This is a genomic window from Actinoplanes sp. TBRC 11911, assembly GCF_012933445.1.
Taxonomy (GTDB): Bacteria; Actinomycetota; Actinomycetes; order Mycobacteriales; family Micromonosporaceae; genus Actinoplanes.
Genome location: NZ_JABBNC010000015.1, coordinates 23,665 through 37,617 on the forward strand (window position 1 = coordinate 23,665; position 13,953 = coordinate 37,617).

Consider the following 13,953-nt stretch of genomic DNA (forward strand, 5'->3'; position numbering starts at 1 on the left):
GAGAACGTGGCCCCCGCCCACAACGGGGGCCACGTTGTTCTCGCCCAGCGGGGGCTTACTTGCAGGACTTGGCTCCCGGCGCGTACGCCAGGCCGAAGCCGGACGCCGAGGAGTCCATGTAGACCACCTCGCGTCCCGCTCCCGCCGCCGCGTACATCTGGGCGCCGGGGCTGCAGGAGGCCGGGCCGATGTACCTGCCCTGGAATGTGTACTGCTTGAGCTTCGGGTTGAGCGCGTTGTCCGGGTAGCCGCCGCTGTCGAGCCAGGCCTTCACCGGGGCCTCCTCGGTGACGGTGAGGGTGGTGTCGGAGAGCGCGACGGTGTCGGCGCGGATCGCCTGCGGGGAGTTCTCGTCGAACAGCAGGTGGCTGGTGCGGGTGGCGAAGTCGAAGAGCCGCACGGAGTCGTAGTACGCCCCCTGGGTCCACTCGCCGTCAACAATGGTGCCGTAGTCGCGGTCGGTCATCCAGGCGACGCCGGTGCCGGACAGGTCGGGATAGCTCATCCGCTCGGCGCCCGCGTCGCCGCCGGCGTAGGTCGTGCGCCCGGTCGCGAGGTCGTAGACCTCGACGCCCAGCGACCACCACCGGCCGTTTGCGTCCGGCTGCGTGTAATTCTCGTACCGGATGTAGGAGATCTTGCCGTTCTTGACGCTCGGTGCGGTCGCGCTGCCGGCCCAGCCCGGATGCGCCAGGGTGTGCACGGTCGGCGAACTGCCGCGCAGGTAGCGCACGACGTCGAGGTAGCCCTGCGCCGGGTCGTACTGGCTCCACGTGACGACGTCGCCGTCGAAGCCCACGCCGTCGACGCGTTCCGGCGAGCTGTAGAGCTCCTTGACCGGGCCGCCGCCGACCGGCGCCGACAGGATGCGGTTGGTCTCGCCCGTCGGCGATGACGGGTCCAGCCCGATCGACAACCAGACGACCCGTTTGCCGTCGGTGTGCGGGAAACTGTGGATGGTCCCGTCGTCCGGGGAGATCCGGTACGGCGTGCCCTTGCCGTTGGTGCGACCCACCCAGATCGAGGTCGGCTGGGTGCGGTTCGCGTCCGACCGCGGCACGGCGAACCATCCGCCCGCCGTGCTCGCCTTCATGTCGGCGTACACGCCGGTGTTGAGCCTGTCGATCAGGACGTCGGTGCCCTTGCCGTACAGGTTCGCCTTCCACTTCGCGGTGATCCCCCGCGAGTCGAACGCGGTCTGCACCACCTTGAGGTCCTTCTTGCTCAGGCGGTACGACTTGGCCGAGGCGAGCACCGCGTCGCGCGCGTCGACGAAATCGGACATCGGCGTCAGGTAATCGGTGAGGGCGCGGTAGACGATCTTGTCGGCGACCGTCTTGCCGAGCGCCTGGCGCAGGTCCCAGAGCGCGCCGGACACGATCGTCGAGTTGAGGTGCACGCCGCCGTCGTCCATCGAGGGCGTGTCGATGAGGTGCTGGAAGTCCGCCGTGGTGGCGCCGTCGTCGAGATCGCGCAGGGCGCACTGAGCGGGAGCCAGCGTACGGCAGAGGTCGCCGCCGATCAGGCTCGCCTGCGGGTCGGACATCGACGTGCCCGAGGCGTCGACGTCGATGGCGTTGCCGAAGTAGTCGGCGATCGCCTCGTTGAGCGCGCCCGGTTGTCCGGCGTAGACCAGGCTTGCGGTGTGCTCGACCACGCCGTGCGTCATCTCATGGCCGACGACGTCCGGGTCCGCGGCCAGCGGCAGATACTCGGCGTCGCCGCTGCCGTAGACCATGCGGGTGCCGTCCCAGTACGCGTTCACCCAGGGGGAGCCGCCGTACGTGATGCCGACGATCGAGTCGATCGGCATGCCCGCGCCGTCCAGGCTGTTGCGCCCGAGCTTGTCGCGGTACCACTCGAACACCTTCGCGGCGTCCCAGCCGGCGTCCACGGCGCCGGCGTCGGTCAGGTCGGCGCCGAGCTTGGTCGACGGCGACGCGAACGGCGCCAGGCCCTCCGGCCACTGGTCGCCGAGCAGGTCGTAGTAGTCCCGGCCGCGGGCGTCCCAGGTGGTGAGCGGCGCCGAGTGGGTCTGGTCCTTCATGAGGTAGGAACCGGTGTCGGACTTGACGAGCGGCAGCGACACGGTGGCGCCGTGCAGGGTGGTGCCCTGGCCGACGACCGGCACCGTGCCGTTGCCCGCCGGCAGCGTCGTCGTTCTGGTCTGCGGCGCGGCCGCTTTGCCGTCGGCGGCCAGGGCGACGGCCTGCTGGCCGGCGACGAAGGACTTGATCCGGCTGACGCTGAGAAGCGGCACCCCGTTAGTCGCGCCCACATACACGTCGCGGAGCACGGGCTGGCCGGTGACGGCGTCCTTGCCCTTGACGAGCACACGCCGCGCGAGCACCCCGGTGCCGGTCGGCATGACCACGAGCCCCTGGTCGGTGCCGGCGAGGTCGGCGGCGGCACCCGGGGCGGAGGCCACGACCGCGGCACCGGGGTGCAGGCTCTTTCGGACCTCGTCGACGGCGCGGGAAACGGCGATCGCGGTGGGGATCGTGGTGCCGGCCGTGTCGACGTCCAGGTTCGTGAAGTAGGTACCCGACGTTCCGGTCACCGTACGCTTGCCGGCCGCCTTCTCGGCACGCACCACGTATTGGGCGCCGAACACGGGCAGGCCTTTGTACCTCTGGTCCAGCCGGACCGTCTCGCGTTCGCCTTCGGTCTCGACGCTCGCGGTGGTGAGCGTGCCGGCCGGATCGCTGATCTTGTAGCGGTCCCGATGGCCCGCGAGGTGAGCTTTGGCGGCCTGGTCCGGTGCGATCGTGGCGTCGACCGGGTCGGCCACGTCGTCCACGAGTGCGGGGGTGTCCGTGGCGGGCGCCTCGGTGACCGGGGCGGACCCCTCCGACGCCCTCGTGTCGCTCGGCGTCGGGGTTGCCGCGATCGCCGGCTGGGCGGTGGTGGCGAGAATGGTGACCGCCGCCAGAACGGCGATGGCGGGTAGTGCCTTGGGTCTGCGCAATTGGTGCTCCTGCGAGGTTGTGAACAGGTTTGCCCACCTCACCCCGGTATCGGCTGCCACCACAAGAACGATCTTGTGCATTTGCACAGATGAGCAGGCGCGCGGCGTTCCTGGCATGCTCAGATCGGACGGGTACGGGGGAGCATATGGACGAAACGGATATACCGTGGGCGGCGATCGGTCTTGATCCGCTGGCCGGCCGGGTGTGGGAACACCTGTTGGCCGCACGATCTGCGGACGGTGCGGAGGTGGCGTCCGCGGCCGGGGTGTCGCCCGCCGAGGCGGAGCGGGCACTACGCCTCCTGGTGGATTCGGCCTTGGCGTTGCGGATCGGTGGTGCGGTGCCGCGCTGGGCAGCCGCACCGCCGCGACCGTCGCTCGGCGCCCTGCTGGCCCGGCGGCGGGCCGAATTGGCCCGGGTCGAGGATCTGGTGGACCGGATGCTCGAAGAACACGCCGGGCCGCGCGCCACGGACATGGTGGAGGTGTTGACGAGCGCGGATGAGGTGCCCGCACGCTATGCCCAGTTGCTGAGCGAAAGCTCGTCCGAAGTGCTGCATCTGGCGAAGCCGCCGTATGTGACGGCGGGGTCCGCGTCCGACGAGGCGGTGGGGGTGGCGTCCGGCCTGCGGATGCGATCGGTGTACGAGACGGAAGGTTTCACCGACGCCGTGTCCCTCGAGACGGCTCTGCGTGGGACGGGCCAGGGCGGAGAACTTCGTCTGACATCGCAGATCCCGGTGAAGCTGGTGATTTTCGACCGGGCGGCGGCTCTGCTTCCGATATGGGCGGACCGCCCGTCGTCGGGTTCATTGGTGGTGCACGCGCCCGCGCTGGTGACGGCGCTCGCAGCACTGTTCGAGAGCGTGTGGGATCGCGCCGAGCCGGTGTCGCTGACGAGGCGGCACGACCTGCCGGACGGCGAGGACGGCCTGCCGACTTCGGGGCGGGACCTGCGAACACGGGAAATCCTGCGCATGCTGGCGGTCGGCATGAAGGACGAGACCATCGCCCGAGTTCTTAACATAAGCCGACGTACCGTTCAGCAACACATCAGCGACGCGGGTTCCCTGCTCGGGGCCCGGACTCGCTTCCAGATCGCCGTGCTGGCCGCGAAGCGGGGATGGCTCAGCGGGCCGGGAGTCGCCCGCACGGCTGGCACTGAGCTGGGTGATACCTGAGCGGGCGGTTTGTCCGGATCCGGCGCTTGCCGCATTGACGCCGGTCACAGGGGCGTGAAAGCTGTACCTGCTCCGGGCTGACAAAACCGCTGAAGCGCCGTGGTGCTGTCCGCCGGCATGATCCGACATAGGAGGCATCGTCGTGGTCGTCACGCCTGCACCTAATGCCTACGCGGCCCGATTGGATATCGACTACCCCGAGAGACTCGACCGCTTGACGTCGTTCTTCCGGCTGATCTGGATCATCCCGATTGCAATTGTTCTCAACGTGCTCTCCGCATATGCCAGCCAGACGGTAAGGACGGTCACCGACAGCGCGGTCACGACCACCACGACGACCAGCGGCGGAATCGTGGGCGCGCTCTTCGCCGCGACATTGCTGATGATCCTGTTTCGGCGGCGCTACCCACGCTGGTGGTTCGACTTCGCCCGGGAGTTCACGCGCTTCAGCGCCCGGGTCGGCGCCTACCTGTTTCTGGTGACCGATCGATATCCCTCGACGGTCGAGGAACAGTCGGTGCATCTGGAGATCGACTACCCGGACGTCGAGCAGGACCTCAACCGCTGGCTCCCTCTGGTCAAATGGCTGCTGGCGATCCCGCACTACATCGTGCTCTCCTTCCTATGGATCGGCGCGATCGTCGTCTGGGTCATCGCGTGGTTCGCCATCCTCTTCACCGGACGCTATCCGCGGTCGCTGTTCGACTACATGGTGGGCGTCGGCCGGTGGGCACTCCGCGTACAGGCCTACGCGTTCCTGCTGGTCACCGACCGGTACCCGCCATTCAGCCTCAGGTGATCTGAGGATCAGCGGCGAGACTCATCCATTTCGGGTTAGTGATTTGCTTCTGAACCAACGGACATCAGCGACTTTACCAACTGGTATCGGGGCCGACCGTGCCCTACCATCGCTTGACACTCCAGCGCCGGGAATGGGAACGTCGGCTTGCTGGGCATCCCACCACGTGACCATTCTTGGCCCGTGCGCCGCACCCATTTGCCGATGGGTGATTCCGCCCGCTGATCGGTCATTCGCCCGCGCATTGTTCAGATTTCCCGGAAGGGCTGTTTTGCCATGGGCGCATCCAAATCGAATCTTTCCGATCCCAAGTGGGGCTACGACTACGTGGTGGCCACCACGCAGGCCAGCATCAACTCGACGATGAAATGGTTCCTGTCCGAGCTGACCGAGCCGGTCGTGACCGTGTGCTATGTCGCCGACGCGAAGGGCCAGCCCCAGGAGATCCCGTACGAGGAGCTCCTGGACCGGGCGCAGGGCTCCGATCCGTTCAGCGTTCCGGCCGGCGCCGACCCGATGCGTGACGAGGACCTGGCGCATCTGCTCAAGGCCCGATTCATGATGGGGTTCCGGGCGCAGCTCGGGCTCCCGCCGATGTCCAAGCCGGAAACGGTGCCCGACATCGTGGAGCTCGGGCCGACCGGCAACGTCCTCTATCGGCTGCTGTGCTCCGAGTTCGAGCTCGTCAACCTGGACCCCGGCGGCGGCTACTCGTCGCCGTCCTGGACCAGCTTGTCCCAGGAGGCCGACGAGCCGTGGGTGTTCGAGTCCAACGTCGAGCTGCGGTTCGAGGATGTGGAGGGCAGCCGCTTCAACAAGCTTCCCGACGAGGTGAAACTGCAGATCAAGAACCTCAGCGGTACGGCGTTCAGCGTTCAGCAGCTACTGTTCGACCTCGACAACGCCACCCTGGAGTCGGTTCCGCAGCTCGACGACCAGATCAAGCCGACCCATCCGGCGTACACCATGCTGGTGCAGTACTTCCTCGGGGCGTACATCTTGGGTCTGCGCGCTCAGGGTGACCCGGTGCTGGCCTGCGCGATCACCCAGCAGGAGCCGTCGCCGGCGACGATGGCCCTGACCGACATGACCATGCAGGTGATGCCCTGGACCGGTGACGACGGCCTGCCCGCCGCCCACCCCAGCCCGGCGCAGCGGGACCTCGCGACACTCGACTACCTGTGCGTGGCCGGCCGTACCGGGGTGCAGCCCGCCGGCGCGTTCACCTGGAACTGGGTGGACGAGCCCGCGGGCGGTGCCGCACCCGACCATGACGGCGTGGTGGCGATCAACCGGGTGCCGTTCTTCGCGCTGATCAAAGACCAGCTGCTGCCCTCCGTGAAGGCCAACTGCTACCAGCCGTCGGTCACGGTCAGCCTGAGCGGCGCCAGCCAGCCCATCTATACGATCAACGTCACACCCGGCCAGACGCCCGTGATCGTGGACGGCCCGATGAAGCGGCTGCGGGCCGGGCGGCCGGTGATCATGATGTCGTTCAGTTACGACGCCAGCGCCTCCGACCAGGCCGGCCTCGGCGGTGACCTCGGCAAGGCATCGCTGAGCACGCACTACAACGCATCGGTCGAGGTGCTCGGCAACAAGATCACGGTGTATCAGTTCCTCCAGTTCAAGATGTCGGTGACCAAGGCCCTGCAAACCGTCAACGGGACACCGATCAGCATCAACCGCACCGACACCTGCACGCTCACCATCGACGATTTCGGTCAGCTCGTCGCGTCGATGGCGACCCCGCAACCGCCGGTGAACGAGGCGAGCAACGAGGAATTCGGCTCATTCATGAACCTTTTCGTGCACCTCAACGAGGAGTACGACTCGGCGAGCGCGTATCTGCAGCAAATGGTCGGGACGATGCTCAGCAGCCTGCCCTTCTCGACCGTGCAGTATTTCGTGTTCCCCGGCGGCCGGACGTTCGCGTTCAAGGACGTGGCGTTCACCGAGAGCGGCGATCTAGTCGCGCACATCAGCTACGCCGACCCGGACCAGGGACCGCCTCCGCACTACCTGCCGGCCGGTCAGGTCGAGGGCGCCGACCGCCTCGTCGCCGGCCAGTGGCTGGCCAACGGCGGGTTCCTGGTGTCCAACAACGGCCGGTACGCCGCGGTCCTGCAGAACGACGGCAACTTCGTGCTGGTGCACGCCGTCGACGGAGCACCGGATCTGTCCAAGCCGTACTGGTCGGTCGCCTCGAAGCAGCCCGGCCTGTTCGTCGGCCAGCCGGGCGGGGTGCCGTACGTCGCCACCATGCAGTCCGACGGGAACTTCGTGCTCTACAACGGAACGAGCCCGCTGAACCTCCGATCGCCGTACTGGGCGTCAGGGACGGCACAGAGCGCGCTCGGCTCGTACGTCGCCGTGCTGCGCGACGACGGGAACTTCATGGTCTGCACCAGCAAACCCGGCACGCCCAGCGAGCCCGACACCGTGGTGTTCGCCAGCAACACCACTTTCGCCGCCACGCCGGCACCCCTGGGCGCGGCTGCGCCCGCGCCCGCCGCCAAACCCGCCCCCGCGAAGCACACCAGCGAGACTCCCGACCACAGGAGCAAGCCGCCATGGAAGAAGCCTTCTCACTCGCGTACTCGTCGGAACTGATGCACAACTTCCTCCAGAGCGACATCCTCGCCCCGGAGGGGAAGTTCCAGGCTCTGCAGACGGCCGACGGATCGTCGCTGCTGTTCTCGGTCGGCACCGATGGCGCGTTCTACGTCACCCGGGAGGTGCCCCAGACCCGGGCCGGCTGGGTGCGCTCGGACGCCAGCAGCGCGCTGCTCGCCCGCGCGTTCCCCGGCAAGACCACCCGCTGCTCGGACTTCGCCGCCGCACAGCACGCGGCCGGCCAGATCCATCTGGCGATGGTGGCCACCGACGAGCACGACGATCATCTGTGCCTCAGCCTTGCCAACTCCGGCACCGACACCTCCTGGGCGGACGCGCCGAGCTGGACCGTCTTCGCGTTCGACGACCCGAGCCACCAGCTGTCCCGGCTGAAGATCGTCAACGTGTTCCTCAGCGAGGCGTCCGACCGCGAGTACATCGTGGTCGACGTGCTGCGCGACCCGGCCGGCTCACCGAAGCTGGTGTTCCGCTACTACATCGACCCGGCCAAGCCGGGCGGGTACGCGTGGCATCCGCACGACCTGGCGATCGACCTGGACGCCACCGCGTACGCCAGCTGCCTGGGCCGTAAATCCGGGCAGCAGCTCGACGGGCTCTACACGGCCGGGCAGATCGGTGGCCGCTCGCAACTCATCTACCAGCCGCTCTACAACCCGTACGCGACGACGGCGCCGCCGGCCAGCCGGTTCACCCTGCCCGGCGGACGGATCGCCGAGAGCATCGCCGCCTGCCGCCGGACCGACAACACCTCGGACCTGTACATCGCGTCCGGGGGCACGTTGTACTACCTGGCGGCGAGCAAGCAGCAGGACGGCGCGGTGGCGGTGCGCCTGTTCGACAATCAACTGCTTTCCGGCGTACGGGATTTGTTTGCCGCGACCACCAGCGGCGGTGTCGTGGTGTGGGGGTTGAACGCCAGCAACCAGGTCTTCTACACCACCTGCACCGGAACCAACCCGGTGGCCGGCCCGTGGAGCGTGCCGGTGCCGATCGTGACGGGGGCCGAGCAGATCTCGCCGTACCTCGATCGGGCCAACGACGCCAACACGTTCTTCTGCCACACCGGCGCCAACAAGCTCCGCAAGATGGTCAAGTCGCCGGACACCACGATGTGGACGTCCCGCGACATCACCCTGGAGCCGCCACAGACCACCACCCCGGCGCGCGGGGTCAGCACCTACACCACGCGGGTGCGGGTCAACGACGCCGACGGCAACGGGGTGGCCGGGGTGCCGGTCACCGTTCAGGCGTCCAACGTGGCCGGCGTCTACATCAACTACCTCTACTACACGGTCGGGCCCCGGCCCGTCCAGGCGACGACCGACTCGGACGGCTGCATTACCGTCGTCGAACCGGTCGAGACACTTGTCGGGTCACGTCTGACGGTGACCGCGGGCAGCGCCCAGCTCGACATCAACCCGATGGACAAGGCGTTCAAGAAGGCGGCCGGCCTGGACAGCGCGGACACGCTCACCGCCGCGGTCATCACCGAACCCGACGGCACGACGCGGCCGTTCGTGCCGGCCGGCAGCGACAAGACCGACCTGGACGCGGTGGCCGAGGCCACCGGGGCGCTCGGCGACGCGTACGACGGCTTCACGACGCTCACCGCCTCGGCTCCCCGGCCGGCCCGGCCGGCGAAGCATCGTGGCCGGCCCGGTCACCAGCGGCGCATTGTGGTCCGGCGGCGCGCCGACCGGCGCCGCCCGGCGCGGCATCGGCCGGTTCCGGCCGTGCCGGGTGCGCTCGGCGCCGGGCTGGACCTGGGATTCGTCGACACGGGCGATCTGATCAACTATCTCGAGCACGAGGTGGCCGACGAGATCCAGGTGTTCGTCGACGAGGTCACCGGTGTCTACAACCTGGTGGCGAAGATTCGTGGCCAGGTGTTCCAGTGCGTGCTGGAGCACCTGGAGACCGTCGTCGCGAGCATCGCGCACGTCTTCGAGATGATCGTCACCTTCATCGAGGATGTCATCAAGTTCCTCCAGTTCCTCTTCGAATGGGACGACATCGCCCGCACGAAGGACGTCCTGCACAACCTGATCAAGACCTGTCTCACCTACCAGGCCGGCCAGGTGGACGTCCTGCGAACCGAGCTGGACCAGCGGATCGTCGCGGCCGAGCAGGTCATCGCGGACTGGGCCGGGCACAGTGACTGGGCCGCGCTCGGCGACACCGCCGGGTCCAGCCCCACCGCGATGTCCGGGTCCGGCCCGGATCAGAGCGCGCCGGGCTCGATGCTGCAGTACCACTACCAGAACAACGCGCAGAACACCACGCAGCTGGGCCCGGACCCCGCGATCGCGGGGCCCGGCCCGATCACGGCGATCGCGGAGGCCCTCGAACGAGAGGGCGACACCCTGTACGCGGCGATCGACCGTCTCGTGGACCTCGGCTCACGCCTGGCCAGCACACCGTTGGATCAGATCCTGACCGAGCTGGTCGCGATCCTGGGCGAGACGGTGCTGGAAAGCTCCCGCGTCGTGCTGGACGCGTCGCTGGAGCTGATCTCCGGCACGGTCCGGCTCGCGCTGGACATCCTGGACACACCGGTCCACATTCCGGTGGTCTCGGACGTCCTGAACTACTTCGGTATCCCGGACTTCTCCTCGCTCGACATCATCTGCTGGATCTCCGCCATTCCGGCCACCCTGCTCTACAAGATCGCCACCCAGCGGGCGCCGTTCCCCGACGACGCGCAGACCGCGTACCTCATCTCGACGACCGACTGGGAGCAACTCATCGGCCGATCGCCGCAGCCGATGCTGCGGGCCTCCGCCGTGATGACCACGATGCCGACCTGGCAGCAGGCGATGCACTTCGTCGGGCACTTCTCGTCGGGGGTCCTCACCATGGTCGCGAGCGCGTACGCGATGGTCGAGACGGAGCTGCCCGACGACGAGACCAATGACCTGGCCCGGCTCACCACCATTCTGTCCGCGGCGGGCGCCGGGGGCACCGGCATGGCGGGGTATGTCGCGAACCTGATCGTGCCGGTCGCCGCGATACGCGACGAGAATGTGCGGTACATCGGTGTCGCGATCACCGGCGTGCGTCAGGTGACGAAGACGGCCGGGGTCGTCCTGAAAAAGAAGTACCCGTGGGCGGGACCGCCGTGGAACGGCCGCCAGATCGGCTTCGGAACGCTCCGCATCAGGGACTGGCGGGGATTGATGGCCAGCATCGACGTGGTCAACGGGATGGTCGCGCTGTTCCCTTCGGCCTGGCACTTCAAGGAGCTGTCCGAGGCGCCGGACTCCAACGAGCGGGCCATGGCCATCTTCGACGAGGTCAGCACCATCACCGCCATCCTTGCCCGGATCGCCTACGCGGTGCGGGTCAACCTCCCGGACCAGTACCGGGTCAGTGACCGGGTCTGCCTGGGGACGATGGTGGCCGGCAACACCGCCACCGGCAGTCTGCAAATCGTGGAGGCGCCGATGGCCTTCTTCTGAGGTCAAGTCCTCATGGACGCTCGGGTGTCTTTCTACCCGTCGGACCTCGCCGGCTTCGCGGAACTCACCGAGGCGCACCGGGCCGAGCTGTACGACAACCTGATCTACAACGGATACCTCGATCCGAGCGGTGAGGTGCTGCGGCCCACGTTCTTCGCCGAGGGTGACGCGTCGGCGTTTGCCGTCAACGTCGACCTCGGCGACGCCGGCCCGGCGGTGTGGACCATGCTGCGCGACCGGATCGACCGGTTCCGCGGCGATCCCCTGACGCTCGACCCGGCGATCTTCGACGATCTGCCGCTGGACGAGCGGCAGCGTACCGACCTGCTGGAGAGCCCGCGGTTCAACGGATACATCCCTCCCTCCTGCCGGACCTTCCGCCGGCTTGGGTGAGGCGCGCCACGCGATGACATCGACGTGTCACGTGTCGTCGGTGCCTCTCGTCCTTTTGCGCGAACCACCCAGCGCGAAGAAGAGAGGTTGTCTTGTTACGCTCCAGGAGACTGTGGACCGTCGCGGTCACAGCCGTGTTCTCGGTCATTCTCGCGAATGGCACGGCTGATGCCGCCGCCGCTGGACTTATCGGCGAGGAAAACACTTGGCACACGGAGACGACGGCGAACAGCAGTGTCATCTATACCTCCGACACGTACAGCGAGGCACGTCAAGGCGACGACCGCATGGCCATATGGCGCGGATTCCGGACCGATGTGGTCTCGGTCAGCTACAACGGCGGTGCGCCGTATCAGATCAGAACCGGCGCACACACCGGCGTCGCCCCGACGATCGCGCCGTTCCGCGATGGATGGGCGGCCTTCCACGTGGGACAGGACCATCGGATCTACTTCTCGACAGCTCCGCTGGACGCCACCGGTCCGGATAGTTGGGGTGACTGGACCGCCATCCCGGGACACACCACGGCACAAAGCGTCTCGGTCACGCAACTAGGTCCGGGATCCAGTGATCTGGTGATGGTGTATCGCGGTGACTCGCAGCCCGGGAACGACGATCAACGCCTGTTCTGGACAGATTTCAACGGTGCGTCCTGGGCCTACCCGGAACTCATGGGAGACAACGCCCGGAGCCCGTCGGCGCCGACGGTGGCTTGGGCCGCGCCAGGCACCGAGGTTCCTCGGCCGGCCGGGTCTGGGCCGTACATCAAGGCACGGACAACCAAATTTACATCGCGTCGATGGTCATCGGCTCGGATCGTTGGGGAAACTGGAGCTCCTTGGGTGGCGTTACCCATTCGAGCCCACACATCGCCGTTAATGCGGACAATACCCTGGCGCTCACCCATCGAGCGGATGACGGACGCATGTGGAATCAACTCATGTTCCAGTACTGGGGAACGTACGAAGGCTCCGGTTGGACGCCGGAAAGCACTGGCCAGGCGACTCCGGTGGCGCCTTCTCTGGTTACTCTCGATAATCGCGTCTACCTGCTGATCGTCCTGTACGGATGGTACGTGCAATACAAGCGACTCCAGTAAACTGACCGCGCCGATGAATTGACCCTGGAGTTACGAGTCAGGCCACGAACAACGTCAGCCACTGAGGCGACGGCACTCCGAAACCCACGAAGTTCGTCGCCTGCCGGCACCCCGCCACGCCTTGGTTGTTGAGGCGGGCGACACATGAATTCGCCTTCGTGTCACGTCTTGGTGTGCGGCCACGTCCTTGCACCCAGCGGTATTCGACACAGAAGGGGGTTCCGATTTGAAACAGGTTCTCACGCGGGGTGTCGGCGGGGTGGTCGTCATGGGCCTTCTCGTCGGTGGCGCTGCTTGCAACAAATCCGCGAGCAGCGATGCCGCCTCGAGCGATCCGAAGTGTGGTTACAAGATCGCGCTTTTCGGCGCGCTCACCGGGCAAGCCGCCAACCTCGGTGTTCCGGTCGAGCAGAGTGTCCAGCTGGCGGTCGATCAGCACAACCAGAAGATGGGATCCGACTGCATCCAGGTGGCGAAGTTCGACTCGCAGGGCGACCCCTCGCTCGCCCCAGGGGTGGCGCGCAGCCTCGTCGCGGACAAAACGATCATCGGTGTGGTAGGCCCGTTGTTCTCCGGCGAATCGGAGGCGGCCGATCCGATCCTGGACTCGGCCGGCCTTCCGACGATCACACCGGGTGCCACCGAGACGTCACTCGCGGCCAAGGGCTGGAAAGTGTTCCACCGCGCGGTGGCGAACAACGACACGCAGGGGCCGGCCGCCGCGGCGTACATCAAGGATGTTTTGAAGGCGCCGAAGGTGTTCGTGGCCGATGACCAGTCGGCGTACGGCGCGGGTCTGGCCGATCAGGTCAAGGCGAAACTCGGCCCGATCGTCGTCGGTTCGGACAAGACCGAGGGGGACGGAAAGCAGACCGATTTCTCGCCTCTGGTGCAGAAGGTCAAGTCGAGTGGAGCGGCCGCGTTCTTCTACGGCGGCTATTACGCCAACGCCGGCATCATCCGTAAGCAGCTCACGGCGGCGGGTTGGACGGGCACGCTGGTGGGCGGCGACGGCCTCCAGGACCGCGCTCTGGCCAGGGCCGCGGGTAACGCGGCGGCGGCCGGAACCGTGACGACCTGTCTTTGCTCTCCACCCGAGGCGGCGGCCGGCACGTTCAACGACGACTACCAGGCCAGATGGCACCAGACACCCGGCACCTACACCGATGTCGCGTTCGATGCGGCGAACATGCTCCTGCAGGGCATCGACGGCGGTGGCACCACGCCCGACAAGCTGAACGCGTACCTGTCGACCGTCAACTACCAGGGCGTCGCGAAAACGTACAAGTTCACGCCGACCGGCGAGCTGGATTCGTCGCTGATCAAAGTGTGGACGTTCCGGTTCGACAAGTCGGGCGGCATCCAGCCCGATCGAGAAATCAAGCTTCCGGCCTGACGCCCGTCGAGCGTGCGCCGGA

The 13,953-nt window shown here is 67.2% G+C and carries 8 protein-coding genes; 7 read left to right on the forward strand and 1 reads right to left on the reverse strand.

Translation table 11 applies throughout. The features are described from left to right. Positions 1–55 precede the first annotated feature (55 nt). A complete protein-coding gene (locus HH310_RS21210; protein ID WP_169177348.1) occupies positions 56–2,968 on the reverse strand; it encodes a M4 family metallopeptidase in 2,913 nt (970 codons plus the stop codon). A gap of 248 nt (positions 2,969–3,216) precedes the next feature. Here HH310_RS21210 and HH310_RS21215 point away from each other — a divergent pair, with 248 nt between their 5' ends. The 7 genes from HH310_RS21215 (at position 3,217) to HH310_RS21245 (ending at position 13,931) form a co-directional block, all read left to right on the forward strand. After that, positions 3,217–4,149, forward strand: coding sequence for a helix-turn-helix transcriptional regulator (locus tag HH310_RS21215; RefSeq protein ID WP_312034244.1), 933 nt, complete (start codon positions 3,217–3,219; stop codon positions 4,147–4,149). 214 nt (positions 4,150–4,363) lie between these two features. Further along, positions 4,364–4,948, forward strand: coding sequence for a DUF4389 domain-containing protein (locus HH310_RS21220; RefSeq protein WP_248294236.1), 585 nt, complete (start codon positions 4,364–4,366; stop codon positions 4,946–4,948). A gap of 276 nt (positions 4,949–5,224) precedes the next feature. Continuing rightward, positions 5,225–7,561 carry a hypothetical protein gene (locus HH310_RS21225; RefSeq protein WP_169177349.1) on the forward strand — a complete coding sequence of 779 codons (2,337 nt, stop codon included), beginning with the start codon at positions 5,225–5,227 and terminating at the stop codon, positions 7,559–7,561. Beyond that, entirely contained in the window at positions 7,522–11,043 is a 3,522-nt protein-coding gene (locus HH310_RS21230; RefSeq protein WP_169177350.1) for a hypothetical protein, read from the forward strand. The genes HH310_RS21225 and HH310_RS21230 overlap by 40 nt, the downstream gene beginning before the upstream one ends. Positions 11,044–11,067: 24 nt before the next feature. Next, complete coding sequence (locus HH310_RS21235; protein WP_169177351.1) at positions 11,068–11,436, forward strand: hypothetical protein; 369 nt, start codon at positions 11,068–11,070, stop codon at positions 11,434–11,436. Positions 11,437–12,235: 799 nt separating this feature from the next. Continuing rightward, positions 12,236–12,535, forward strand: coding sequence for a hypothetical protein (locus HH310_RS21240; RefSeq protein WP_169177352.1), 300 nt, complete (start codon positions 12,236–12,238; stop codon positions 12,533–12,535). 268 nt (positions 12,536–12,803) lie between these two features. Continuing rightward, a complete protein-coding gene (locus tag HH310_RS21245) occupies positions 12,804–13,931 on the forward strand; it encodes a branched-chain amino acid ABC transporter substrate-binding protein (RefSeq protein ID WP_312034245.1) in 1,128 nt (375 codons plus the stop codon). The last annotated feature ends 22 nt before the right edge of the window (positions 13,932–13,953 follow it).